We start from the raw sequence: 26,947 nt of genomic DNA on the forward strand, positions 1-26,947 counted from the left end.
GGGAGAGGGCTGGGGTGAGGGTTGGCTTTTGGAGGCGTTATCCATCTTCCTCGATATCCAGCAACAAATTCTCCAGCGCTTCCTTATAAGCCCCCGGCTCCTGCCACATGCCCCGCTGCTGCGCTTCGAGCATGCGTTCGGTCATATCTCGCAAGGCATGCGGATTGTGCTCGCGAACAAACTCCCGGGTCTGCGGATCCAGCAGATAAGCGTCGGCCAGCAGCGCATATTGATGATCGTCGATCAATTGCGTGGTTGCGTCGAAGGCGAAAAGATTATCAACCGTCGCGGCCATCTCGAACGCGCCTTTATAGCCGTGGCGCTTGACCCCGTCGATCCACTTCGGATTCGCCGCGCGTGCACGGATCACCCGGTTCAGCTCTTCTTTCAGGGTGCGGATTCTCGGCAAATCCGGTTGGCTGTGATCGCCGTGATAACTCGCCGCCACTTCGCCGCGCAGGCTCTCCACGGCGGCGAGCATGCCGCCCTGGAACTGGTAGTAATCGTTGGAATCGAGCAAGTCATGCTCGCGATTGTCCTGATTCTGCAGCACCGCCTGCACCTGACTCAGGCGCTGGACGAACTGTTCGCGGGCGGCGGTGCCTTCGTCGGCGCCGCCATAGGCGTAAGCGCCCCAGTTCAGATAGACCTCGGCGAGGTCTTCGCGGCTCTGCCACAGGCGACCGTCGATGGCACCCTGCACGCCAGCGCCGTAAGCACCGGGCTTGGCGCCGAAGATGCGCCAGCCGGCCTGCCGCCGCGCGGTGTCTTCATCGACGCCGGTCTGACGCAGCGCTTCGCGCTCGGCGCGCACTTTGGCGGCCAGCGGATTGAGGTCATCCGGCTCGTCCAGCGCCGCGACCGCTTGCACGGCGGCGTCGAACAAGCGGATCAGGTTGGCAAACGCATCGCGGAAAAATCCCGAAACGCGCAACGTCACATCGACGCGCGGACGATCAAGCAGGCTCAGCGGCAGGATCTCGAAATCATCGACGCGCTGACTGCCGGTGGCCCACACCGGCCGTACGCCCATCAGCGCCATCGCTTGGGCAATATCATCACCGCCAGTGCGCATGGTGGCGGTGCCCCAGACCGACAAGCCGAGCTGACGCAGGTGATCGCCGTGATCCTGCAAGTGCCGTTCGAGAATCAGCGTCGCCGACTGGAAACCGATGCGCCACGCGGTGGTGGTCGGCAAATTGCGCACGTCCACCGAATAGAAGTTGCGCCCGGTCGGCAGCACGTCGAGGCGCCCGCGACTGGGCGCGCCGCTCGGGCCGGCGGGGACGAAACGACCGCTGAGGGCGTCGAGCAGGCCGCGCATTTCTGCCGGGCCGCAGGCGTCGAGGCGTGGTGCGATGACCTCGCGCAAACTATCAATGATCAACCCGACTTCAGCCCACCCCGGTTCCTGTAGGAGTGAGCCTGCTCGCGATGGCGGTGTGTCAGTTGATTTGATGTTGGCTGATCCACCGCTATCGCGAGCAGGCTCACTCCTACAAGGGATATGCAGGGATTGGGCGATCAGGTCGGTGGCGAACAATTCCAGGCGTTCGCGGGTGTCGCCGGCGGTGCGCCAGGCTTCATCGGTGACGATTTGCAGTTCGGCCGGGCGCGGGCCGGTCCATGGCTCGGCCAGGGCGCAATCCAGCGGATCGAACCCCAGTTCGAACGCCTTGGCCAGCGCACGTAACAGGCTCGATTGCGCGCCCTTTCCGTCACCGCGCGGAATCCGCAGCAAGGCCAGCAAGGTATCGATGCGCAAACGTCCGCTCGGCGATTCGCCGAAGATATGCAGACCGTCGCGAATCTGCGACTCCTTCAAATCGCACAGATAGGTATCCAGACGCGGCAACCAGATCGCCGCGTCGGCATCACTGTCCAGCGCGGCATCCAGTTGCAGTTCGCGGTCGATCTGCGTATCGCGCACCAGTTGCAGAATGTCGCGCTGCAATTCCCGGGCGCGACGCGGGTCGAGCAACTGCGCTTCGTAATACTCGTCGGCGAGCAATTCGAGATTGCGTAGCGGACCGTAGGTTTCAGCGCGGGTCAGCGGCGGCATCAGGTGATCAATGATCACCGCTTGCGTACGCCGTTTGGCCTGAGCGCCCTCGCCCGGGTCATTGACGATGAACGGGTAGATATTCGGCAGCGGCCCGAGCAGCGCGTCCGGCCAGCATTTCTCCGACAGGCCGACGCCTTTGCCCGGCAACCATTCGAGATTGCCGTGCTTGCCGACATGGATCACGCCGTGGGCGCCGTAGGTGTTGCGCAGCCAGAAATAGAACGCCAGATAGCCATGCGGCGGAACCAGATCCGGGTCGTGATAGACCGCACTCGGGTCGACCTGATACCCGCGTGCCGGCTGAATGCCGACGAAGGTCAGACCGAAACGCAGACCGGCAATCATCATGCGTCCATCGCGGCACATCGGGTCGGTATCCGGCGCGCCCCAGCGCACAATCACGGCGGCGCGATTGGCTTCAGGCAGTGCGTCGAACATCGCGAGATAAGCGTCCATCGCCAGGCTTTGCTGGCACGGGCGCAGGTCAATCGTGTCGAGGTCATTGCTGACGCCGCCGAGCAATTGCTCGATCAACGCGCTGCCGCTGCCTGGTAAATCGGCCGACACCGGATAGCCCTCAGCCTGCAACGCACGCAGGATATTCAGCGCGGCCGCTGGCGTGTCGAGGCCGACGCCGTTACCGATGCGTCCATCGCGGGTCGGGTAGTTGGCGAGGATCAGTGCGATGCGCTTTTCGCTGTTCGGCACTCGCGCCAGATCAGTCCAGCGCCGCGCCAGTTCGGCGACGAAATCCATGCGCTCGGGTTGCGCGCGGTAGCACACCACATCGGATTGGCTGCGCTCGCTGCGCCAGGCCAGATCCTTGAAGCTGATCGGCCGGCTGATGATGCGCCCGTCAAGTTCCGGCAAGGCAATGTGCATGGCCAGATCACGCGGGCCGAGGCCTTGCTCGCTGTCGCGCCAGCCGGGCTCGTTGTCCTGGGCGCAGATCGCCTGGATCACCGGGATATTGCGGCGAAACGGCCGCAGATGAGGCGCTTCGGGGCTGGACTGGGCAAAACCGGTGGTATTGAGGATTACCCCCGCCTCGACTTCGTCCAGCCAGTCCTCGACCACCGCCAGGCAGCCGGGTTCTTTCAGGCTGGCGACGGCGATGGGCAGCGGATTGAGTCCCGCGACCTGCATGCGCTGGCAGAACACATCAATGAATGCTGTGTTGGCTGCTTGCAAGTGCGAACGATAGAACAACAGCGCCGCCACCGGTTGCGCGGGCCGCCATTCGGCTTGCCAGTCACTCAGTGTCGCGGTGGTTTTGTTCGGATGGTAAATCGCCGTGCGCGGCAGGGTTTGCGGCTCGTCCCACGGGCAATCGCGGGCGAACCAGCGATTGCCCAGGCAACGGAAAAAATCCAGCGCATTACCCAGGCCGCCCTGACGCAGAAATTGCCAGAGACGGTCACGCTCCACCGCGCTGACGGTGCTCAAGTCGCTGAGTTCCGGGTCGGGGCGATCGTCGCCCGGCACCAGAATCACGTGCACGCCGCGCTCGGACAATTCCACCAGGCGCTCGACGCCATACCGCCAATAGGCGATGCCGCCATGCAGCGAAATCAGAATCAGCTTGGCGTGGCGCAACACTTCATCGACGTACAGATCGACCGACGCATGATTCTGCACCTGCATCGGGTTGGCCAGACGCAGGCTCGGGTAGTTCGGCGGCAACTGCTGCGCCGCTTCGGCGAGCAGCGCAAGGCTGGAATCGCCGCTGCACAGGATCACCAACTCGGCGGGGGTCTGGCCGAGGTCGGCAATGTTGTCATCCGAGACGAAACCGCCGGGCTGGGTCCTGAGCAGGTGCATGGCTTAAACGCTGAGCGCGGCGCGCAGTTGCGCTTCGAGTTGTGCTGCATCCAATTCCTGGCCGATCAACACCAGACGTGTCACGCGCGCTTCGTCGGCGCCCCACTGACGGTCGAAATGCTTGTCGAAGCGCGTACCCACGCCTTGAATCAGCAGGCGCATCGGCTTGTTCGGAATCGCGGCGAAGCCTTTCACGCGCAGGATGCCGTGTTGCACCACCAGTTGCGTCAGCGCGTCGAGCAGCAGGCTTTCGTCGGCTTGCGGCAGTTCGATGGAGATCGAGTCGAAAGCGTCGTGATCGTGATCGTCATCACCGTCGTGGTGATGGTCATGGTGACTGTGACGGCTGTCGATGTGTTCTTCGGAGCCCGCGCCGAGGCCGATCAGCACGTCCAGCGGCAGACGGCCGTTGCTCGCTTCAATGATTTTTACCGCAGGTGGCAACTCTTCGGCGACTTCAGCGCGCACACGCGCCAGATCTTCCGGACTGGTCTGGTCGGCTTTATTGAGGATCACCAGATCGGCGCTGGCCAGTTGGTCGGCGAACAGTTCGTGCAGCGGTGACTCGTGATCGAGGTTCGGGTCAAGCTTGCGCTGGGCATCGACCTGATCCGGGAACGCGGCAAAGGTGCCGGCGGCCACGGCCGGGCTGTCGACCACAGTGATCACCGCATCAACGGTGCAGGCGCTGCGGATTTCCGGCCACTGGAAGGCTTGCACCAACGGCTTGGGCAAGGCCAGGCCCGAGGTTTCGATGAGGATGTGATCGAGATCGCCGCGACGCGCGACCAGTTCGCGCATCACCGGGAAGAATTCTTCCTGCACGGTGCAGCACAGGCAGCCGTTGGCCAGTTCGTAAACGCGGCCGCTGGCTTCTTCTTCGGTGCAACCGATGGTGCACTGCTTGAGGATTTCGCCGTCGATGCCCAGCTCGCCAAACTCGTTGACGATCACCGCAATGCGCCGGCCCTGAGCATTGTCGAGCATGTGCCGCAGCAAGGTGGTTTTGCCCGAACCGAGGAAACCGGTGACGATGGTGACGGGGAGTTTGGCCAGTGTTTTCATCGGTATGCCCTTTGGCAAAGCGGCGGGCATACGGGACGAGAACCGGCCACGCGCAGGCGCGCCGGAAGTATTCGCCACCGGATCACCCCGCCCGGTTGAAAGTGAGAATCTGTGACGAGGCAGGTCTCCTGGCTGACAGTGTTCAGGCGCCGGGCCTGGCGTTCGCTGCGCCTTCCCGCGGGCTCGTAGACCAAGCTGGCAGTGGCGTGGCAGCGAACATCACCGTTCACAGTTGCGGGGGCAGCCGCGGCTTTGACCGCGTTCCCTTCTTAGCTTCGGCAGATACCGAAGAACCTCGAAGGCGCAAGGCTACGCATGGCTTGGTAATGGGTCAATGCTTTGGTTTCGTGGATATTCACTCGCGACCGAAAATTGACTCAAACCCACCCACATGCTCTCCTGTACGCCTTGTTACGGGTGCCCTTCACAGGGTGAAACGGGAAACCGGTGAATCATGTGCTTTACTCAGAGCCATGTCAGTCCGGTGCTGCCCCCGCAACGGTAAGCGAGCGAAGCGTCAAAACCACTGTGCCAACCCGGCATGGGAAGGTGACGCTTGCAGGTCGGCCAGGCGCCAACCCCTCGCGAGCCCGGAGACCGGCCCGCAACACACAGTGCGCAATCGGCGTCACTGGACATAACAAACCCGCGGTGGGCGGGCGCTGTTCGTACCTCTGCGCGTCCGTCACGCAGGGTCCGCATGCGTTCGACTGCCCCTGACACTATAGGGAAGCGCCATGTCGATCATCAGCAGCACCGCCAGCAACACGGACAAAATCACCCGCACCACCACCCTGAGCCAACGCCTGATCGCCGCCGCCTTCGCCTCGATTCTCGGCGCGGGCCTTGTGTATTTCGCCGGTTTTTCGCATATCGAAGCGGTGCACAACGCCGCCCACGACACCCGCCACAGCGCTGCGTTTCCGTGCCACTGAGACCTCTCGACATGATCAAGCGAATTGCGCAAACCGCAGGTTTCACTGGCCTGCTGGCCGCCCTGCTCCTCACGCTGCTGCAAAGCTTCTGGGTCTCGCCGCTGATTCTTCAGGCGGAAACCTATGAAAAATCCGAGCCGGTCGCCGCAGTCCACGAACACGCGGCCGGCACCGCGGCGCACAGCCATGACGGCGAAGCCTGGGAGCCGGAAAACGGCTGGCAGCGGGTGGTTTCGACTACCGGTGGCAATCTGGTGGTAGCGGTCGGTTTCGCCCTGATGCTTGCCGGTCTGTACACCCTGCGTGCGCCGCGCTCCACCGCGCAAGGCTTGCTCTGGGGTCTGGCCGGTTACGCGACGTTCGTTCTGGCGCCAACGCTGGGCCTGCCGCCGGAATTGCCGGGCACCGCTGCGGCTGATCTGGCGTCGCGGCAGATGTGGTGGATCGGCACGGCGGCCTCGACCGCCGTCGGCCTGTCGCTGATCGCCTTCAGCCGGCACTGGCTGATGAAGCTGCTCGGCGTAGCGATTCTCGCGGTGCCGCATGTGATCGGCGCGCCGCAGCCGCTGGTGCATTCAATGCTCGCGCCCGAGGCGCTGGAAAGCCAGTTCAAGATCGCTTCGCAGTTGACCAACGTGGCGTTCTGGCTGGCCCTGGGCCTGATCAGCGCCTGGTTGTTCCGCCGCAACAGCGACGGTCGCTACCACGCATGAGCGATGACCGCGCGGCGTCCACGCTGGTGGTCGGCCTCGGCTGCCAACGCGGCTGTCCGACCAGCACGCTGCGCGCGTTGCTCGACCAGGCCTTGCAGGCGCACCGCATCGAGCTCAAGTCAATCAAGGCCCTGGCCAGCATCGATTTGAAGCGCGACGAACCGGGCCTGCAGGAACTGGCCGTACAACTGGCCTTGCCCCTGCTGTACTTCAGCAGCGAGGAATTGGCCGGTTACCAGTCAATGCTCAGCCACCAGTCGCAAATCGCTTACGAACGCACCGGCTGCTACGGCGTGGCGGAAAGTGCAGCGCTGGCGCTCGCCGAACAACTCCTGCAGGCGCCGGCAAAGCTGCTGATCAGCCGACAAAAATACGCTCAGGCCACTCTGGCATTGGCCGGCGCCGCGTAAATCCTGATAATCGCCGCCATCCATCATGAACAATCTTCATCTGAAGCGTTGTCGCGCCTCTACTACTAGGATTCAACGATGACCGTTTATTTCATCGGCGCCGGCCCCGGCGACCCGGAATTGATCACTGTCAAAGGCCAACGGTTGATCCGCCACTGTCCGGTGATCATCTATGCCGGTTCACTGGTACCCGCCGCAGTGCTCGAGGGGCATCAGGCGCAAACCGTGGTCAATAGTGCCGAGTTGCACCTTGAACAAATCATCGAGCTGATCAAGACCGCGCATGCCAACGGTCATGACATCGCGCGGGTACATTCCGGCGATCCGAGCCTGTATGGCGCGATCGGTGAGCAGATTCGTTATCTGCGTGAGCTTGATATCCCGTTCGAGATCATTCCGGGCGTGACGGCCACCGCCGCCTGTGCGGCGCTGCTCGGGGCGGAACTGACCCTGCCGGATGTGTCGCAGAGCGTGATTCTGACCCGCTATGCCGACAAGACCGCGATGCCGGTCGGCGAAGAACTGGGCAATCTGGCCCGGCATGGCGCAACCATGGCGATCCACCTGGGGGTCAATCATCTGCAGAAGATTCTTGTGGAGTTGTTGCCGCATTACGGTGCGGATTGCCCGATAGCGGTGATTCATCGGGCGACGTGGCCGGATCAGGATTGGGTAGTAGGGACGCTTGCGGACATTGCGGACAAGGTGGCAGCGAAAGGCTTTCGGCGCACGGCGCTGATTCTGGTCGGGCGGGTGCTGGGGAGTGAGGTATTCAGTGAGTCGTCGTTGTATCGGGCGGGGCATGCGCACTTATACAGACCGTAAGCTGGAACGCGGAGCGTCCCGGGCTGCGTTACCACGCTGAGCGTGGGAACGATCAAACATAAGTGCGGGGCATAAAAAAACGGCGCTCACGGGGCGCCGTTTTTCTTGTTCGCAGCGAACGCCTTAGTAGTAGGCGTTTTCTTTCTGCGTGTGGTCGGTCACGTCGCGCACGCCCTTGAGTTCCGGGATGCGCTCGAGCAGCGTGCGCTCGATGCCTTCCTTCAAGGTCACGTCGGCCTGGCCGCAGCCTTGGCAACCGCCGCCGAATTGCAGCACGGCAATGCCGTCTTCAACCACATCGATCAGGCTGACCTGACCGCCGTGGCTGGCCAGCCCCGGGTTGATTTCGGTTTGCAGGTAGTAATTGATGCGCTCGTTGACCGGGCTGTCGGCGTTGACCATCGGTACTTTGGCGTTTGGCGCCTTGATAGTCAGCTGGCCGCCCATGCGGTCGGTGGCGTAGTCGACCACGGCGTCGTCGAGAAACGCTTCGCTGAACGAATCGATATACGCGGTGAAGCTTTTCAGCCCCAGCGCCGTATCTTCAGGTTTTTCTTCGCCCGGCTTGCAGTAGGCAATGCAGGTCTCGGCGTACTGGGTGCCAGGCTGGGTGATGAAGACGCGGATGCCGATGCCTGGGGTGTTCTGCTTGGACAGCAGATCAGCCAGGTAATCGTGGGCGGCGTCGGTAATGGTAATAGCGGTCATGGAAACTCCTCGCAGGCTTGGGCGCAGTTTACGCCAATCGGCGCGCGGGACAAAGTCCCAGTATTTTTGTCGGAAAAAGCCGGGCGTGTGCCCTCGCCCGCTCGCTGACCACGCTGATGGTTCGGCGCTTGAACGGCGGGTGCGCTGTTAACAAATGGAAACCCAAGCACATTCGCCTCCATATATATGTATGCCTTCGCCGGATTTCCACCCCCCTATATTCAAGGCCTTCGACTATTTTCCGAGCCACTATGGTTCAAAGGCCTTGAATGTCTACTTCGCTATCCCGTTTTTACAACAAGACACCGCCGCGCAGATTGCACGACCTCAACCACCTGATCAGTTACCTGCATGGGCTGATCGACGATAACTTCAACACCGATGCCAGCCAGCTCTATTACCACCCGCCCGCCGGCTCGGAATTGGGCCGAGAGTGTAAGGAAGCCTTTCGGGTATTGAAAAAACTCGAGGCAGACGAAGATTTCATAGCGCACCTTGCTACCCCTGCCGTGCCCGATCAATCGCTGTTAGGCAACGACTTCCTGTACGATCTTCTGTCCTTTCAGTTGAGTTCCACGAAGTCGCCGACACCTGACCCTGCGGAAGTTTTCCCGATCGCCGGTCACTCGGCAACGCTCAGGGATGTGCCGATGTATTGGTCCATCGACATTGATGTCTTGCTGGATATCTATCGCAAGGTCGGCAACGGGCTCAAAAGCGACGGTTCCGTGCGCTTCGACCAGGTTCTGGCGTTTTACGCGCTGATCCCGCGGCGTCCCGCGAAACATGCCGACTGGCAGCGCCTGCTGCACAATCTGGTTGAGCATCGCGCGTTATGGCTGCTCGGGCATCACGGGCCTGTCAGTGATTATGAGCATTTGTTCAGCGCCGACGGCGACGAAACAATCATGCGGGCTGTCCGCGAAATTGAAGCCGAAACATCACGCTGTCTGCTGGCGAATGTCGTACCGGTGAAACTCAATGCAAAATTTGAAAAGTTGACCCAGACCACGCCGGTAGCGCTTCTGGAAACAGCCCTGCAATCTGCCAATAACCTGCAACTGGCGCAACGTATTGCCGATGAACTGAATTGGTACACGACAAAGAACAAGCAAAACCGCGCGGCGAGTGTACTGACGAAGTTGTTATGGCGAGCGCTTTGGCTAAGTATCAAACCGGACCCGCACGGTAACTATCAGAACGAACTGCAGATACTGATCGAGCCCGGGTGTGGCTATTCGGCCATCCACGATTCATTGATCGAACACTTCCAGAGATCGCTGTCAGTCGAGCGGCCCATTGCCTTGTTAGCGGTGGCCATCATGAAGAGCAATGTGGCCAGCGAAGCGTGGGTTCAGGACATCCCCGACGCACTGCCGTACGCCGCGTCCAGCACCTGGGTGAATTTCAAGAGCGGTTTCGTGCTGGCCGAATCCGTCGCGCCAGGCTCCTCCCGGCACATGAACTTCGAACAGTTGCTCAACCTGCCGGCAGAGCATTTTCGGGCCTTTGCGCACGATATCGAGCAACAGCGACTGGTAGCCGCCGCCAAGGTCCGCCCGACGGTGGAATGGGGGGCGGCGATGGGATTGTTCGCCACACGTCAGGCGGCTTACCCGGTCATCGAAATAGAACTGGCATTGAGCACGCTGGAACAGCATGAGCAAGAAATGCTCGATGCCCTGAAAAACCTCGCGCTGAGCCCGCCGAGTCGCTTTCGCTATGCCTCGGACGCAGCGTACGACAAGGCATTTCATGCCTGGCTGATCACTCCACGAGCCGCCTATAAGTCTTTGATCAAGACACTGCTCGCCCAATATCTGCCCGCATGCCGGGGTGATCTGGAGCGGGACGAAGTGACTGTTTACTCGCTGAGGCTGCCACTCAACGACACGCAAGTCGAACATGAGAACAAAACCAATACCGACGCCGTGCGTGCCCGCTGCGGGTTCATTCTGCGAATGGTCAACCCGGTCTATCCGGCAAAAGTCCGCTACGTTGAAGTCTTCCCGCGAGCGGGTATCGTGCGCCTGCGCAAAGACATCGACTCGCTGCCAGTCGGTGGTGAGATCAAGGTCGAGAGCGTTGGCTCCAGCAGTCGAACCAGCCGGGGGTCTTTCAGAAAAGGCACCGAGTTGCCGTTCGACTGGCAAGCCTACCGCGACGGCTCGAAACCCAGAGCGGACGAGCACGCCAACCTTATCGCCGAACAGGTCGGCGAAACGCTTGTAGCGGTATCCATTGAAAATCGCTCTCCCGACGTCGCAACACGCACCCTGCCCTTTGCGGCCAATAACCTGACCTCTGCCCGGGCAGAAACACTGGCCGCCATGATCGCTCGCGAGCTGTTTTACAAGGATGAGTCAGCCCTGCTCGAAGACACCCGCAAGGCTACGCGCAGCATGGACATTGGCAGGGATTTTCTCGAGGACCTCAGCTTCTGGGGAAAGATGCTCGTACCGTTCTGGGGCGCCGTTGACGACCTCGCTTCTGGCGACCCGCAACGCATCGAACGCGGCGGGCTTGGCCTGTTCACCGATATCGTGTCTTTTGCCCTGCCTATCGGCAAATACCTCGCCGGCTGTTCCCGGCTGGTCAGTCAGGCGGGCAAGCTCGGCCTGCGCCTCGCCCTGCCCAGGTTCGCCAGCCTGACGCGGACCCTGCTGATCTCGACGCTGCGCGAACTCAATCCGCTGGAATCGGTGTTGGGGTTGCTCCAGCTTGGGCGCTTTGCCCTGCGCAAGATCGGCGCAGCGGCAATACGCCAGGCACGGCTGGGCATCGCCCAGTTGCGCGACGGCACGGTCACCGCTCAGCATCTGCTCGCAGTCGACCCGAACACCTGGACCCCGCGTCAACCCGGTGATCGGCTGTGTACGGTCGAGGGGATTGCCAATATTCCGATGCGCAACGTTGGCAGCCTGGACGCGGTGGATTATCGCCTGATCGACGCCGTGTCGAACCAGGCGTTCGGCCCACGCTATCGCGAGCCGGTGACGGTCATGAGCAACAGCAGTCCGTTGCTGCGGCCCTACGCGGTTCAACCGCACTGGATATCCGGACTTGAAGCCGACGCGCGCGGCATCTTTTTCCGGACTGAGTACAACCAGAAGTTCATTTGCAACATTGATGAACGCGGCACCGTCGCCGTTTATCAGGTACGTGAAAACTCCTATGGATTCATTCAGGAGACCGCGCAGACCGGCGAAAACAGTTTTTCGGTGGTGCTGGTCAACCCAAAAAACAACCGTGACCTGTCAATTAATGTGTCATCGGTAAAGCCCGGTCACTGGTACACCCGGGAAATCCGGGTCAGGGGCGGCGCGCCTGATGATCCCACCGTGACAACACCGTTGCATCTGCAAAAGTGGTCGCGGTTCAGCGAGCACGTGCTGGAGGTCACCCTTGAGGCCTTCGCGAAAAAACATCGGCTGGACCCGGCCGCTTTCAGGCAATTTGTCCACACACAAGGGCAATTGAAACCGCTGGGCCAACAAGTACTGGATCGGGCCGGCACCGCGCGTACGGTCGTCACCTACGAGCATCTGCGGGAGTGGCGCAGCCTGTCGCAGGAAGGCCGCAGCACCCTCAGCCGCGAAGGCTTCGCCGCCACGCACAATCTTGACCCGCAGGACTTCATTACCCACGTCAACACCGATGGCTCGTTCCGGGCACCTGGCAAGGTATTGGAGAAATATGCCCATAACCAGGCGTTCACGCCTTTGACCGCAGAGCACATCGAGCAATGGCGCGTGCGTTACATCGCTACCGGGTCCGCCAGTACCATGGGTACGTTCCTCAATGACAACAATCTAGACCCGGTGCTCTGGTCAACGTTTGTCAATGATCGGGGTGAATTGAGAAGTGCGGTGCCAGAGTGTCTGCAATTGCTTGCTGCCTCGGATTCAGCGCTCATGCGTGCTCGAAAGTCCCTTCCCCCCGGTAGTGCGATAAAATCCGCTTCCTGGCAGATCCCGCAGCCACCATCGCCTCGCGAAACAGGGCCACTTTCGCCGCCGGTTGCTGGCAGTTCCAAACGACCTCGACTGGACAATGCTGCGCCAGACAACGCCCGCGCCACGGATCTGGCCCCTTCGCTTGGGCATCACATCAATAACAATGCCCCCATTCTTCAGGACCCGACGGATGTCAGAATCAGCCTCACGAGCAAACTTGAGGGTGATATCGACAAAATCACCATCACCGAAACCAATCGCTTTCTCGCGGGGTTCGAGGGTCCCAGACTCAAGGAAATGACACGAAGAATCACCGAAGACGTCCAGGAATGGATCGCCGATGAAGGCCGCCATCATGACAGGCTGGCCAGTCGACTCGAAGTCAGACGACCGCTCGACGGCCCGGAACGGGGGTTGTCGGTATTTGCCAAAGTCGACATCGAGCCTTTCGAAGTGCTAGGACCTTACACCGGCAAACTGCACCGCACGACCAAATCCGTACGGGCGGAAATGCTGGAGAAATCCACCGAAAAAGTCAGCACGTTTCTCTTCGCAACGGCAACGAAGGGCGCCACTCTGAGCGGTCATGGCAACAGCAACGTGCTGAGCCTGATCAATGCGGTCAATGTGCCCGGCCAAGCCAACATAGGCGTCGAGAACGTAGGCTCGATCTATGTTGGCAAATACATGGTGTTTTTGCTCGCATGGGAGAAGATTCCGGCAGGCACCGAACTGTTCCTCGATTACGGCTATGAATACTGGAAAGCCTTGAGGGCCGCTGGCGTAGCCTCAGCGACCGATCCGACATGAGCGCTGTTCAGCATTGACGCACCCAACGACGCACCCAACGACGCAGGCCACAAGCCTGCGTCGTTGTCTGCTCAAAGATTCTCGTAGCGATTCATGTCCAGCACACCCTCTTCCACCGGGTCGGTTTCGTGCAGGTACTGGCTCAGATCATGGAAATAAAACCAGAACTGCGGGTGACTGCGACGGATGCCCCAGCGCTCGACGATTTTATCGAAGCGATGGGCATCCCTGGCATTTTCCATGGCATCGACAAACGCCGGCACCTGATCCGCCGGGACGTTGAAGATGAAATTCGGATAACTGGTCAACACGCCCGGATAGATTGTCAGCGTGTCGAGCCCCGGCTGATAGCGCCGCGATTCACCGAGCAGGAACGCCACGTTGCTGTGCGCGCGGTTGCGCAGCAGGCTGTACACCTCGCGTTTGCCGCCAGCGGTTTCGATGCGCAGCAGGGTCGCTTCCGGCAATTGATCGATGACTTTCAATCCGGCAGCCGGGCGTGAGCTCAGGTGACTCAGGGCCTGCTCGGCATTTTGCAGTACCGGGTCGATGTTCGGCCGCGAGCAGTAAGCGCCATCGCAACGATTGATCGGATCAGGCCGCGCATTGAGGTCACCGTAACGTGCCAGCAATTGCATCGCGAAGTCGCGTTTCGGGTCCTTTTCGTCGAGTTTCAGGGCGGTCGGCTTGTCGTCATCGATGGCTTCGTAATCGAGCCACATCTTGAACTGGCCGCCGTCCTGATACCAATCGTCGAGGTAGTCCTCGCGGGAATCGGCCGGCATCAGGCGCAAAAAGTTCTGCTCGGCGCCGTTGCGGATCAGGTCGAAGTACAGACGCGTCTGCGCTTGATGGGAGACGTTGCCGAACACATCGAAGTTGACCGCCAACTGGTAATAGGTGCGTTCGAGCAGCGGATAGTCGAACAGCCACATCGTCTGCGGCACGTCGCCGATCAGACCCTTGACCACCGCTGCGCTGTCGAAGTGACGGAAGATACTCAACAGCGCGTTGTCATTGCCGGCCCACAGGGTCGACCAGCTCGGCGCCGGAATTTCGGCGTAGTTGTCGCGGCGCAGCGCCTCGTATTCGTTACGTTTGTTGCGATAATCGCGCCACAGGCTCAGGACACTGCCGACGTCATCGTTCTGCCCCGGCATGGCCAGCAACGGCGTGGCCTGACCGCGATAGCGCGGGTCGGTGATGTACAGGTCGTGTTCCGGGGCCTGGAACAGCGCCCAGAAGTTGTCGCGAATCACGTCGGTCGCAATTTGCCCGCGGCACACCGGGCCGCGAATAAAGGTCCGGACAAAATATTCGGCGTTGTCGAGCATGAACTGATACCGCGCCTGCGCCGGAATCGCTTCGAACGTGGCAAACGGGTTGGCGCGACTCTGCGGGCCATAACCGGGCAACGCATCGACCTGCCAGTTACCGCTGTAGAACAGGCTTTTGACCCGCGCCATCTTCGCCGCGCTCAAGGGATAGGTGATGTGGGTTTTATGCACGATCACCCCTTGCACCGGCCACAAGCGGTAATACACCTGCGTACCCGGATCGTCATTGGGCCGGCGCGTGGCGATCAGGTCGATCGGTTGACCGGTCGGCGTGCGCGAACGCACCCACTGGAAGAAATGCCCCGGCTCGCCGTCCTTGAAATAGATGTGCGCCAGATACCAGTGCTCGAACAACCAGCGCCCGACCAGACTCTGCCGCGCGCCGGGGGCGTTGAGCAGGTTTTCCCACTGGACGATCTGCAATGCTTCTTTGGCGCTCGGCGCCAGCCCCTGTTCATCGATCGGCGCGCCGGACGCCAGCCAGCGCTGCAAGGTCTGATATTGCTGGTCGCTCAGCCCGGTGACCGCCAGCGGCATGCCTTCTTTGGGGTGCGCGCCGGCATAAGCGTCGAATTCGCCAGGCATCGCGCACAGATTGCTGCGGTTGAGCCCCAGCACGATGTCTTCCGGCAGTTTCGCGTTCGGCGTCAGCGGGGTTTTATGGCCAAGTTCGAGCATGCGCGTCATCAGCGCCGCCTGGCTGCCTTGGGCGTCGAGCACCGAATAGAAATCCTTCTGTTGCCAGGCACGCTTGCCGAACGCGTCGTAGAACAAACGAGTGGTGGGTGCCGCCTGGGTGCGTTCGCCGTCGTAGACCGGCATCTTGCTCGCGCCACGCGCCGCGCCTTCGCCGCTGCCCAGGTTCAACTGGCAGGCCGAGTCATAGCAGGCGTGGCAGGCAACGCATTTCTCGGTGAAGATCGGCTGGATATCACGCGTGTAACTGATCGGGGACGAGGTCGCAGGCGTCTGCGCTGCAGCAACGCCGCTCAGGAACAGCAACATGAAACTGATGACGCGGTACGACATGCTGCTGATCCCGATTGTAAAAAAGGCTGCGATTCTACCGTTATGACGTCCGTACCAACATGAGCGATATTCATGGAAAAGCCTGGCATGCTCCAAAAGCGCACAGGTTTGTTATGATCCCGCTCCTTCGTAATGGTCTTTTCGAGTAGTCCACATGTCCGATCGCAGCGTCCGCCTTCAAGCTCTCAAGCAAGCCCTCAAAGAGCGCATCCTGATTCTCGACGGCGGGATGGGCACGATGATCCAGAGCTACAAGCTCGAAGAACAGGATTATCGCGGCAAGCGCTTTGCCGACTGGCCGAGTGACGTCAAGGGCAACAACGACCTGCTGGTGATCACCCGTCCGGACGTGATTGGTGGCATCGAGAAAGCCTATCTCGACGCCGGTGCCGACATTCTCGAAACCAACACCTTCAACGCCACGCGCATTTCCATGGCCGACTACGGCATGGAAGAACTGGCTTACGAGTTAAACGTAGAAGGCGCACGCCTGGCCCGCAAGGTCGCCGACGCCAAGACGGCCGAAAACCCGGCCAAGCCGCGCTTCGTCGCCGGCGTACTTGGCCCGACCAGCCGCACCTGCTCGCTGTCGCCTGACGTCAACAACCCCGGCTACCGCAACGTCACCTTCGATGAGCTGGTGGAAAACTACACCGAAGCCACCAAAGGCCTGATCGAGGGCGGCGCCGACCTGATCCTGATCGAGACGATTTTCGACACCCTCAATGCCAAGGCGGCGATTTTCGCCGTGCAGGGCGTGTTCGAAGAACTGCACATCGAACTGCCGATCATGATTTCCGGGACCATCACCGATGCGTCCGGCCGGACCCTGTCGGGGCAGACCACCGAGGCGTTCTGGAACTCGGTGGCGCACGCCAAGCCGATTTCCGTGGGCCTGAACTGCGCGCTCGGCGCCAGTGAGCTGCGTCCGTATCTGGAAGAGCTATCCAACAAGGCCAGCACCCATGTTTCCGCGCACCCGAACGCCGGCCTGCCGAACGAGTTCGGCGAATACGACGAGCTGCCGTCGCAAACGGCCAAAGTCATCGAGGAATTCGCCCAGAGCGGTTTCCTCAACATCGTCGGCGGTTGCTGTGGCACCACGCCGGGGCACATTGAGGCCATCGCCAAAGCCGTTGCCGGTTACGCGCCGCGGCAGATTCCGGACATTCCAAAAGCTTGCCGCCTCTCGGGTCTGGAGCCGTTCACCATCGATCGCAGCTCGCTGTTCGTCAACGTCGGCGAACGCACCAACATCACCGGTTCGGCGAAATTCGCCCGTCTGATTCGCGAAGACAACTACACCGAAGCCCTCGAAGTTGCCCTGCAACAGGTCGAGGCCGGCGCGCAGATCATCGACATCAACATGGACGAGGGCATGCTCGATTCGAAGAAGGCCATGGTGACCTTCCTCAATCTGATTGCCGGCGAGCCGGACATCTCGCGCGTGCCGATCATGATCGACTCGTCGAAATGGGAAGTGATCGAAGCCGGCCTCAAGTGCATTCAGGGCAAGGGCATCGTCAACTCGATCAGCATGAAAGAAGGCGTCGAGCAGTTCATCCATCACGCCAAATTGTGCAAGCGCTACGGCGCGGCGGTGGTGGTGATGGCCTTCGACGAAGCCGGCCAGGCCGACACCGAGGCGCGCAAGAAGGAAATCTGCAAACGCTCCTACGACATTCTGGTCAACGAAGTCGGCTTCCCGCCGGAAGACATCATTTTCGACCCGAACATCTTCGCCGTAGCCACCGGCATCGAAGAACACAACAACTACGCGGTCGACTTCATCAATGCCTGCGCCTACATCCGCGATGAACTGCCGTACGCGTTGAGCTCGGGCGGCGTGTCCAACGTGTCGTTCTCGTTCCGCGGCAACAACCCGGTGCGCGAGGCGATCCACTCGGTGTTCCTGCTGTATGCGATCCGCGCGGGCCTGACCATGGGCATCGTCAACGCCGGCCAGCTGGAGATCTACGATCAGATCCCGCAAGAGCTGCGCGACGCCGTTGAAGACGTGATCCTCAACCGCACGCCGGACGGCACCGACGCCCTCCTCGCTATTGCCGACAAGTACAAGGGCGACGGCAGCGTCAAGGAAGCCGAGACCGAAGAGTGGCGCAACTGGGACGTCAACAAGCGTCTGGAGCATGCGCTGGTCAAGGGCATCACCACGCACATCGTCGAAGACACCGAAGAATCGCGTCAGTCTTTCGCGCGGCCGATCGAAGTGATCGAAGGCCCGCTGATGTCCGGCATGAACATCGTCGGCGACCTGTTCGGCGCCGGCAAAATGTTCCTGCCGCAAGTGGTGAAATCCGCACGCGTGATGAAGCAGGCCGTGGCGCACCTGATTCCGTTCATCGAACTGGAAAAAGGCGACAAACCGGAAGCCAAGGGCAAGATCCTCATGGCCACGGTCAAGGGCGACGTGCACGACATCGGCAAGAACATCGTCGGCGTCGTGCTCGGCTGCAACGGCTACGACATTGTTGACCTCGGGGTAATGGTCCCGGCGGAGAAAATCCTGCAGGTCGCCAAGGATGAGAAATGCGACATCATCGGCCTCTCCGGCCTGATCACGCCGTCGCTGGATGAAATGGTTCATGTGGCCCGCGAGATGCAGCGTCAGGATTTCCACCTGCCGCTGATGATCGGTGGCGCAACGACTTCCAAAGCGCACACGGCGGTGAAGATCGAGCCGAAGTACAGCAACGATGCGGTGGTTTATGTGACCGACGCCTCCCGCGCCGTGGGCGTGGCGACGCAGTTGCTGTCCAAGGAACTGAAGGCCGGTTTCGTCGAGAAGACCCGCCTGGAATACGTCGACGTGCGTGAGCGCACCTCGAACCGCAGCGCGCGCACCGAGCGCCTGAGCTACGCCGCCGCCATCGCCAAGAAACCGCAATTCGACTGGGCCAACTATCAGCCGGTTAAGCCGACCTTCACTGGCAGCAAAGTGCTCGATAACATCGATCTGAAGGTGCTGGCCGAATACATCGACTGGACGCCGTTCTTCATTTCCTGGGATCTGGCCGGCAAGTTCCCGCGCATCCTTGAAGACGAAGTGGTCGGTGAAGCCGCCACCGCGCTGTACAAGGACGCGCAGGAGATGCTGGCCAAGCTGATCGACGAGAAGCTGATCAGCGCCCGCGCCGTGTTCGGTTTCTGGCCGGCGAATCAGGTGCATGACGACGATATCGAGCTGTACGGCGATGACGGCCAGCCGCTGGCGAAACTGCATCACCTGCGCCAACAGATCATCAAGACCGACGGCAAACCGAACTTCTCCCTCGCCGACTTCGTCGCACCGAAGGACAGCGAAGTGACCGATTACGTCGGTGGTTTCATCACCACTGCCGGTATCGGCGCCGAAGAAGTCGCCAAGGCTTATCAGGACGCCGGCGACGATTACAACTCGATCATGGTCAAGGCCTTGGCCGACCGTCTCGCCGAGGCGTGTGCCGAGTGGCTGCACCAGCAGGTGCGTAAGGAGCACTGGGGTTACGCCAAGGATGAAACGCTCGACAACGAAGCGCTGATCAAAGAGCAATACAGCGGCATCCGCCCTGCCCCCGGCTACCCGGCCTGCCCGGACCACACCGAGAAAGCGGCGCTGTTCGCCCTGCTTGATCCTGAAGCGGCCGAAATGCGTGCCGGACGCAGCGGCGTGTTCCTCACCGAACACTACGCGATGTTCCCGGCAGCAGCGGTCAGCGGCTGGTACTTCGCCCATCCGCAAGCGCAGTATTTTGCCGTAGGCAAGATCGACAAGGACCAGGTGCAAAGCTACACCGCGCGCAAGGGCCAGGATCTGAGCGTGACCGAGCGCTGGCTCGCGCCGAACCTGGGTTACGACAACTAAGGCACGATGCTCAATTACGACAACCAAGGCGCGCAAGGCCCGGGAGCTGCTTGCTCCCGGGCCTTGTCCTTTATCTGATCACGGCCGCGATGACGGACCGGGCTGCGGTGAGGATGGAGCGGGTGTCGCCGCGCCCTCGCCGCTCGGCGCCAGGTTTTGCAGTTGCGCGCGCGTCAGTTCTTTTAACTTTTCTATACGCGCTTCCGCCAGTTCGATCTCCAGCGCTGCCATTGCCTCGAGATAACGGTTGCGGGTGACCTCGTTGTCCTCTTTGTCCGGGTAGGCGTCCTCAACCTCTTCCTGACGCTGGCCAGCGTTGCGCTCCAGCGTCTCTAACACTTCGGGGTTGCGCTCGTGCAAGTAGCGAATCCAGTAATCGCGGGCGATCAGATCCTCAAGAAACCTGTCCGACGCCTCATCGGCGAGGACCGTTGCGCGCGCATCGAGCAAGCGCTGCCCGCGAATGGGTGTGGCGTACAGCATGTGCTCGGGTTGCGCCGGCAATTCGAGGCCGTCCGGCCAGCCGCGAGTCAAGCCGATGCGGTATTGCAGGCGGACTTCGGCGCGGTCCTTGTTTTTCGCAGCGGCTTCAGCCAAGCGGTCGACTCTTTCCAGGCGAAACAAGCGGCGGGTGAGATCAAGCAGCGCTCTGCCGCGCTGCTGCGGACGGTGCCGTGGGATATCACGCAAAGCGTTGTATTCATAGACCCGGGTTTCCAGTTCGCTGAACGACAGGATTCGCCCATCACCGCAAGTGCCGTGCGTCTCGGCATTGAGAAACAACAGCTCGCGCAGCTCGGTATTTTCCGTGGCGGCCTCGATGACCTGCCACACCCGATGAGTCAGATCGGCGCCGGACAACCTGTATTCGAGGGTGTCAGGCAAGGTCGAGAGCAAATGAAAGAACGACTCATGGTTGGCCTGTTGCGCCAACTGCAGCCATAGCGCTTGCCGCCCGGCACGCGCATCGGCATGGGTATGCGTCATCCAGGTTTCCATCGCCGGCGGTGCCACATCCTGCGCAGGATTGGCAACGGCCTCCGCGGCTTCCACAGCGGCATGCGTGTCAACGCGCCTGGCCCCGCCACCGCCTCTGCCGCTCGCGTCATCACCGTCGTCGCTATCGGAATCCGAGCCCGAATCGGTCCCGGAGCTGGAGTCGCTCTCAGCCTCAACGAGGCGCTCGGATATTTCACGTTGCAGAGACGCTGACGAGTAGCCCATCACATCACTGTCACCCTGCGCGACGCTGTAGTCCCTGAGCTGCTCCAATGCGTTGAGCGACAGCGAGTTATCCGCCAAGTCAGCACCCGCCACGAGCCGCTCATGGTTGCCGCCCAACAGCCGGTCCGGGAAGAACATGAGGTTGTTGCCCGACAGGTCCAGCCTTTGCAGATGCGCCAGTTCGAGCACGCCGTCAGGCCAGAAATCCAGACCGTTCTGGCCGAGGTTGAGGGTTTCCAGACGGCTGAACGTTCTGGCGTCGAAGTCTTCCAGCTGGTTGTGGCTGAGGTCGAGCCAGCGCAGGCGCGGCCCGGCCGCGTACTGATACACGGTTTGCGCGGCGGCCAGGCGATTACCGCTCAATTCCAGCCGTTCCAGCCGGCTCAGACCCGCGACAGCTTCCGGCACACGGGCCAGTGCATTGCCGTTAAGCATCAGGGTGGTCAACTCAGGGAACGCCGGGCAAAAGCGGTTGAAACCCTCAACGGTAAACTTGACCCCTGTCAGGTCCAGTGTTCGCACGTGGGAAAACACGCTAGACAACGCAGGCAAATCACCGATGAGTCCCGCTGAAAGACTCAGCGTCTGTCCGGCGGACTCGGTCAGCGCGGTAACCCCGTCGCGCCAGCAATTTCGGATCCTCGTCGCGTCGAACAGTCTCGTGGACGACGACACCCCCTCACCAGGCCCTGGCGCCGGGTTGAAAATCCAGCCGTTCAACTCACGCGTCAGCGTCTCGTTAGTCGCTCGCCACTGGTTCAGCCTGTCCACCACTTGTTCGGGAAGCAGCCCTTCGCTGCGTAAGCGCGCAACGCTGGCTTGCGCTTGTTCAAGCGTCAGCAAGGGAAATATCTCCAGCACACTGGCGCTCATGTCAGAGCCGCCGCTGATTGCGGAGACCGGCGGGAGTGGTAACAGCTGACCGGCGCGATTCAGCGCACTTTCCGGCAGGGTCGCGCTTGAAATGCCCGGCAGTGACACCGACTGCGCATCGAACTGTTGCAAGGCGCCCTCGGGCAAACCGATGGACATTTCAATCCGGCGGTGCGCCGCTTCAAGGTCCGCCTCGCCTGCGACACTGAAGCGGTTGTTGAGCAAGCGGGTCTTGAGCAGCACCGTGTCGTCGGCAAGGACATCTTCGGGAAGCGACCCGATGGTGTTATGACGCAAATCCAGCATTTGCAAACGCGGCAGGCTTTGCGCCCCTGGCGGCCATTGATTGAGTCCGTTGGAGCTGAGGTTCAGCGTCTTGAGCCCGGTCAGGCGAGAAACGTCGAGTGTGTCCAGCCGATTGAGCCGGGCATTGAGGTGTTCCAGTTTGTTCAGCGCATTGAACTGGCCCTGCACCTCAGGGGTTACGGCGATAAGGTTGAGAGACAGGTCCAGCTGAGTCAGCTGGGTGAAGTCGGCTGGCCGCACCGGCACTTCGGTCAAGCCGCAGGCGGTGATTTCCAGGCTTGTGGCGCCACTGAATGCCTGGAGAAACCCGCGAAGCTGATCGATCGGCACGTTCAACCGCTCCAACCGCACGGTCTGCACATGCGCAAACGTACCGACTGGCAATTGCGGCAGTTCACTGATCGGCGCCTCGCCCTCTACCCAGGCGGTGTCGACCAGTTCAAACACGCCGGCATCGTCGAGATCGGTGGCGGATGTCCAGTTCGTCGCATTGAAGGGATGCATGTCGTCGCTCAAGCGATAACGCCGGCGTATCGCAGCACGCCAGTTCTTTTCCAGCGCACGAACCACCCGGTCATGGGGCGGCGTTTGCCAACGCGCGGCCGGCTTCGCAGTCCGCAGTCCTGCGGATGCAGTGGGCTCGTAGAACCGGCGGAAAATCGCGGTGTGCTCCACACGCAGGATCTCCACGGCCTTGAGCCTGGTTTCCGGGGTGTTCCACAGGCTCATGATGCGCTCGGGCAACGGGTTGGGACGGCCGGCCTCGCCCGTGAGGAATTGCAGTTCTCCGGCGCAGTAGCGGCGGACCATCGTGTCCAGATCAACCAGGTGTCGCCACTGCCCGAGGTAATTTTTCACATAGTCGTAAGCCGGTTTGAACGCTTCATGGGAAAACTTCGACCAGTCCAGCGACAACCCCGCCCAGAGTTTTTCATGGCCGATATAGAGCGTTTGTGGCAGCGAAGCGATGGCGGTCTGAGTCAGATCCAGTCTTTCCAGTTCAGGCAGTTGCTCGACATATGCCGGCCACTGCGTAAGGCCCGGCGCTTCGATCTTGAGTTTTTTCAGGCGCCTGAGGGGCGTCAGGTCCAGGCCAGGCGGAATGCTCGCGCCGCTGGGAAGATCGAGATGAAGCTCCTCAACGGCGGTCAACGTACGCAATCGCGTTGGCAGATCGGCAGCCAGGGCCGTGGCTTGGCTTCTGAACTTGAGCTTCGTCAGCGCGGACATTCGCGTCACCGTCAAGGGCACGGTCGTCAGTGACTGCTCATGCCCAATGTAAGTGCCGAACAGAGTGCCCCGCTCCCCCAGCGACAGCTTTTGCACATTGGCAAACCGCGCCAGAAATGTGTCTGCATTGGCATCGGTCAAACCGTTGCCGCCAATCGAAAGCTCACGTACATGTGCAAAATCTGCGGTCAGCACCGGCAGAGGGTCGTAAGTGAGAATCGAAAGTTGATCAGCACCCGCCACTCCGGTGGACAAGGCATTGCGCCAACAGGTTTTCAGCGCTTGCGCGGCGCGAAACTTGTGATCTATACCGGAACGTTCCCAGGGTGCGAGCGTCGATGTCCCCGCCCATTCATCCAGCGTCGCGTTCAGTTGCTCCCACTCGCGCCGACGGGATAGCAACAGTTCGAAAATGGCGCTGCTGTCTTTTCCCGCCCGATATTGTTCAAGAATGAAGCCTTGAACCTGCTCGTAGCTCAGTTGCGGATAGATATCGCGCACATGAGCGACCAGCTGCGTTGGCAATCCCGCGCCGCGTCCGCTGGCGGGATAACCGATCAGCGTAGCGTTCACCCGCACGGGCGGCTTGATCCACTTGACCGGTGGCGCCAGCAGCGCAGACGCATCTGCTTGATGCTTATCGGCATAATCGATGATCTTTGTTCGCAACCCGGCGGACTGCCCGACCTCAGGCACACCGAGGCTGCGGCGCGCCGCATCAGGCAGGGCATGCATGATCGATGAGTAAAAATTATCGCCGTGGCGAGGCAGGCTGTTGAGCGCCTCCCCGCGTTCGTCGAAGGCCTGAAACTGCATGCCTTGCTTGATCAGGTATTTTTTCTCGCCGGCTGTTTCGCTGCCAATGCTGTCGATTAGCGTGCCAGCCGCATGCCCCTCGCGTACTTCGATACGCAAGGTGTCAGGCCAGCCCGGCAATTGTTCCAGCGCGTGCAGCCCCAGGCGCCGGCTGTCCGCCGAAGCCACATTTTCACTGCGCAGACCGGCGTAGGCCGCCACTTTTCGGCTTTGACGCGCATACCAGCGTGCCTCTTCCAGCAGGCGCAGCGGCACTCGCTGGCCTGCGCCGAGTCGCTCCAGTTCATCGGGGCGCCCATGTGCAAGCACTGTCTGTGCCGCCGCTTCGCTGAGCCAGGGACAGGCCTTCTGTAAACGCAAAACCTGAGGGGCGACGGGACTTGTCCCCAGATAGAGGCTGTCGTAAATCGCCGGCTGACGGCTGTTGGCGTATTCGGCGATCTGCTTGCCGAATTCTGCCGGCCGGGCACCGCGCACGCGTGCACCTTGCTCTCCCAGCAGCGCGGTGACTTCAGATTCGTCCAGCGCCGCCAGAATATGGGTTGACAGTTCACCGCTGAGGACATCTGCCCGCGATATCTGAATCGGCGCCTTGACGCCGACATCGCGAAAGCGCCGAGCGGAGCCATACCTGACGGACTTGCCGGACAATGACTCGCCGTCAAAGACCTCCAACACCCGGTTCGCCGGCCAGCGCGGCATTTCGGTGATCAGCGGCAACGCGTAGAGATAAAGATCGTCGATCGGTTGTGTCCCGCGCAACTGCTCAACGACTCGCGCCGCGTTGCTATCGGCCCGCATCATGCGCAGGGCCTGGGTCAGTTCCGGTGGTGGCAGCGCCGAATCGATGTGCATCTTGCGCAGGGCCGCCTCACTGACACCGCTGATATCGGCAGCCTTGAGCAGTTGCGCATCGGAGAAGGCTTCGGTTGCATGGCCGATGCGCCGCAGCAGCGTCAGACGATCCCAGGTCTGTGGACGCTCCAGCGTATGCCGCCAGGCGCCGCGGCCATTGCTCTCGAGCACCGGCTGCCAGGCGTTGGCGTCGCTCGGATGCCTGATCCGCCATTTGCCGAGCGAGTCATCGAAGAACTGCTCGTAAACTTTGCCGCTTTGGCGGATATAGGTTTTCCCTTCAAACACGTGCTGCCCGGCATCATTCGGCCCGGGAATGTCGGGCAGCGTGACCGCAGACTCGTAAGCTTGCAGGTCGGCTCTCCACAAGCGCGTGTCGCCGTTGGGCAACTGCACCGGCTGCAGCTGTTCAATCACCGGCACAGCTTTGGCGCTGGAGATTTTCCGCACCCCTGCCCCCACCCCCGCCATCACTGCAATCTGCGCCAGATTCTCCGCCACATCGATCAGATGATCTTTGGCCGCACGGCGATCGCCCTCAGCCCATTCAATTGAGCCTTCAAGGGTTTCATAGAGCAGTTGCCCGGCCATCACCACCATCATTACTTCGCCCAGTACCGGCACGAACATCGACACCACGTTCAAACCAAGCAGGCCGATCTGCATCAGGTGCGCCAGTTTGGCCTCGCGCGCCTTGACGTCGACATCGTCGGTGGGCACGGCATGGCTTCGCGCGTCGGCCAATACCTTGGCCCGGCTCTCGTCGTAGAGGTACTGCCACAGATCCTGGTTTTTTTCCCACAGCCCGCGCTGCCTTTGCAAAAGCGCGCCGGGAGCGATGTATGGATCAGGTTCAGGCTCGAGCTTTGCGGCAGGCGGCGGGGGCAACTGCTTGATTCGCGTGAATGGCGCGCCGGGGCCAAACTCGGTGACGATACGCCAAGGGGAGCGCCAAAAATCACTGGGTGAATCCGCTGCCTTTCTTGTGAACTGACTGAAATAGTAGCCTCGCTGGTCGTAAGGCAAAAACTGGCTGAGGAATCGCTGATAGGCGGTCGGTTCCGCGCCCGACGCTGACGGCGTGCTTCGAGCCGTGAGCAGTCGCTTGAATTCTTCCTTCTCGTCATTGCCGCGATAGCATTTGAACGGGTGCTCGGGATCGTGCGGAATGTACACAAGCCATTCGTTGCTGTAGCGGTACTTGTCGCTGATGACGAAGACCACACAGCCCGTCATTCTTTTTTTCATCAGGCTGAAGTCGCGGAACCACACCGGTTTGTTACCGACCGAGGGATTGAGCTCGCCCTCGATCACCGAAACGATCATCGCGTAGTGCGCAGCGTCGATGTCCTTCGTCAGCAAAGCCTGCTCGGCAGCAGCGCGCATTGTCGCTTTCTGGCTGGCAATGAAACGCTCGCGCAGCACCGCCTCGGCCACTGGATCCGCGGGATGAAAGAATGACTGCAACCAGGTCTGATATTGCTTGCCAATGTCCAGACGGCGACACAATCCGAGAAACTGGCTGACCGAGATCGCAAGGCTCACGGCCTCATAATCGCCGGCTTCAGTCGTTGCCACGACGAAGCCGGAGGTTGCGTGGTAAGCACCCCGATCACATTCCCAGGCTTCGAAGTTATGCAGCGCGGCCTCCAGCAATGACAGTTTGAGCACTTCGAAGGAGCCCACCTCTATTGCCAGAACGCTGACCTCCAGCGGCCGGCGCAGGCACAGCAGCGTCTGGTCAACGTCCACTTGCAGCCGATACGCGTCCGCAAGGGCCTTGATCAGCAAAGGCCTGGCAAAGGCTTCGACCTGCTGAAACGTCGCCATGCTTTTATCGAGGCTGTTCTGCGCATCGAAACTGGCCTTGAAGCGGTCGCTCAATGTCTGGCGCTGGGTCTGCGTCGCATTTAAAAACCAGGACGGCAGCGCCGTTTTGACGCCCTTGAACGCCTCGCGTCTTTGCGCTGAGGCGTTGGTCAACCAGGCAGGAATCGATTTCGTCAGGAACTGGCCGTGCAGGCTTTGCGTCGCTTTCGGTTTTGCAGAAGGCGCGAGCGAAGCAGGTTGCTTCGCTCGCGCAGTGGATGATGTCGGGCTCATG

Annotated in this window: 11 protein-coding genes and 2 riboswitches; of the genes, 6 read left to right on the forward strand and 5 right to left on the reverse strand. The window is 61.0% G+C overall.

All coding sequences use genetic code 11. The features are described 5' to 3' along the window. Positions 1-37 precede the first annotated feature (37 nt). Positions 38-3,886, reverse strand: coding sequence for a cobaltochelatase subunit CobN (gene cobN, locus J3P93_RS15085; protein ID WP_434589153.1), 3,849 nt, complete (start codon positions 3,884-3,886; stop codon positions 38-40). 3 nt (positions 3,887-3,889) lie between these two features. Further along, entirely contained in the window at positions 3,890-4,951 is a 1,062-nt protein-coding gene (cobW, locus tag J3P93_RS15090; protein WP_434589155.1) for a cobalamin biosynthesis protein CobW, read from the reverse strand. A 101-nt stretch (positions 4,952-5,052) separates the two neighbouring features. Further along, a riboswitch (cobalamin riboswitch) is annotated at positions 5,053-5,264 on the reverse strand. Positions 5,265-5,349: 85 nt separating this feature from the next. Continuing rightward, a riboswitch (cobalamin riboswitch) is annotated at positions 5,350-5,571 on the forward strand. Positions 5,572-5,688: 117 nt separating this feature from the next. Between cobW and J3P93_RS15095 the strand changes: the two genes are divergently transcribed. The 4 genes from J3P93_RS15095 to cobM all read left to right on the forward strand — a co-directional run bounded on the left by J3P93_RS15095 (position 5,689) and on the right by cobM (position 7,834). Beyond that, positions 5,689-5,886 (forward strand): CbtB domain-containing protein, encoded by a 198-nt coding sequence (locus J3P93_RS15095; RefSeq protein ID WP_434589157.1) that lies wholly within the window; start codon positions 5,689-5,691, stop codon positions 5,884-5,886. 11 nt (positions 5,887-5,897) lie between these two features. After that, entirely contained in the window at positions 5,898-6,599 is a 702-nt protein-coding gene (locus tag J3P93_RS15100; RefSeq protein WP_336354788.1) for a CbtA family protein, read from the forward strand. Next, the gene (locus J3P93_RS15105) at positions 6,596-7,009 is read left to right on the forward strand and encodes a cobalamin biosynthesis protein (protein WP_039758622.1); all 414 of its coding nucleotides are present in this window, start codon (positions 6,596-6,598) and stop codon (positions 7,007-7,009) included. Before J3P93_RS15100 ends, J3P93_RS15105 begins: the two co-directional genes overlap by 4 nt. A gap of 78 nt (positions 7,010-7,087) precedes the next feature. Next, positions 7,088-7,834 (forward strand): precorrin-4 C(11)-methyltransferase, encoded by a 747-nt coding sequence (gene cobM / locus J3P93_RS15110; RefSeq protein ID WP_434589160.1) that lies wholly within the window; start codon positions 7,088-7,090, stop codon positions 7,832-7,834. Positions 7,835-7,957: 123 nt separating this feature from the next. On the opposite strand, the gene nfuA is transcribed toward cobM, so the two are convergent. Beyond that, a complete protein-coding gene (nfuA, locus tag J3P93_RS15115; protein WP_003225494.1) occupies positions 7,958-8,542 on the reverse strand; it encodes a Fe-S biogenesis protein NfuA in 585 nt (194 codons plus the stop codon). Between the two features lie 269 nt (positions 8,543-8,811). On the opposite strand from nfuA, the gene J3P93_RS15120 reads away from it, so the two are divergent. Then, positions 8,812-13,308 carry an SET domain-containing protein gene (locus J3P93_RS15120; RefSeq protein WP_434589163.1) on the forward strand — a complete coding sequence of 1,499 codons (4,497 nt, stop codon included), beginning with the start codon at positions 8,812-8,814 and terminating at the stop codon, positions 13,306-13,308. A gap of 71 nt (positions 13,309-13,379) precedes the next feature. Here J3P93_RS15120 and J3P93_RS15125 read toward each other — a convergent pair whose 3' ends face one another. Beyond that, positions 13,380-15,674: a fatty acid cis/trans isomerase gene (locus J3P93_RS15125; protein ID WP_434589165.1), complete on the reverse strand. Its 2,295-nt coding sequence runs from the start codon at positions 15,672-15,674 to the stop codon at positions 13,380-13,382. A 154-nt stretch (positions 15,675-15,828) separates the two neighbouring features. Here J3P93_RS15125 and metH point away from each other — a divergent pair, with 154 nt between their 5' ends. Then, positions 15,829-19,539 (forward strand): methionine synthase, encoded by a 3,711-nt coding sequence (gene metH / locus J3P93_RS15130; protein ID WP_434589167.1) that lies wholly within the window; start codon positions 15,829-15,831, stop codon positions 19,537-19,539. A 78-nt stretch (positions 19,540-19,617) separates the two neighbouring features. Here the strand turns inward: metH and J3P93_RS15135 are convergent, their stop codons facing one another. Beyond that, positions 19,618-26,946, reverse strand: coding sequence for an NEL-type E3 ubiquitin ligase domain-containing protein (locus tag J3P93_RS15135; RefSeq protein ID WP_434589169.1), 7,329 nt, complete (start codon positions 26,944-26,946; stop codon positions 19,618-19,620). Position 26,947: the final 1 nt, after the last annotated feature.

The organism is Pseudomonas sp. R3-57 (assembly GCF_051132065.1).
Taxonomy (GTDB): Bacteria; Pseudomonadota; Gammaproteobacteria; order Pseudomonadales; family Pseudomonadaceae; genus Aquipseudomonas.

Bases quoted from the DNA above. Each gene is read 5' to 3' on its own strand.
- J3P93_RS15120 (WP_434589163.1), top strand. From the start codon at position 8,812: ATGTCTACTTCGCTATCCCGTTTTTACAACAAGACACCGCCGCGCAGA.
- metH (WP_434589167.1), top strand. From the start codon at position 15,829: ATGTCCGATCGCAGCGTCCGCCTTCAAGCTCTCAAGCAAGCCCTCAAA.
- J3P93_RS15125 (WP_434589165.1), bottom strand. From the start codon at position 15,674: ATGTCGTACCGCGTCATCAGTTTCATGTTGCTGTTCCTGAGCGGCGTT.
- J3P93_RS15095 (WP_434589157.1), top strand. From the start codon at position 5,689: ATGTCGATCATCAGCAGCACCGCCAGCAACACGGACAAAATCACCCGC.
- J3P93_RS15135 (WP_434589169.1), bottom strand. From the start codon at position 26,946: ATGAGCCCGACATCATCCACTGCGCGAGCGAAGCAACCTGCTTCGCTC.
- J3P93_RS15105 (WP_039758622.1), top strand. From the start codon at position 6,596: ATGAGCGATGACCGCGCGGCGTCCACGCTGGTGGTCGGCCTCGGCTGC.
- J3P93_RS15100 (WP_336354788.1), top strand. From the start codon at position 5,898: ATGATCAAGCGAATTGCGCAAACCGCAGGTTTCACTGGCCTGCTGGCC.
- cobW (WP_434589155.1), bottom strand. From the start codon at position 4,951: ATGAAAACACTGGCCAAACTCCCCGTCACCATCGTCACCGGTTTCCTC.
- nfuA (WP_003225494.1), bottom strand. From the start codon at position 8,542: ATGACCGCTATTACCATTACCGACGCCGCCCACGATTACCTGGCTGAT.
- cobM (WP_434589160.1), top strand. From the start codon at position 7,088: ATGACCGTTTATTTCATCGGCGCCGGCCCCGGCGACCCGGAATTGATC.
- cobN (WP_434589153.1), bottom strand. From the start codon at position 3,886: ATGCACCTGCTCAGGACCCAGCCCGGCGGTTTCGTCTCGGATGACAAC.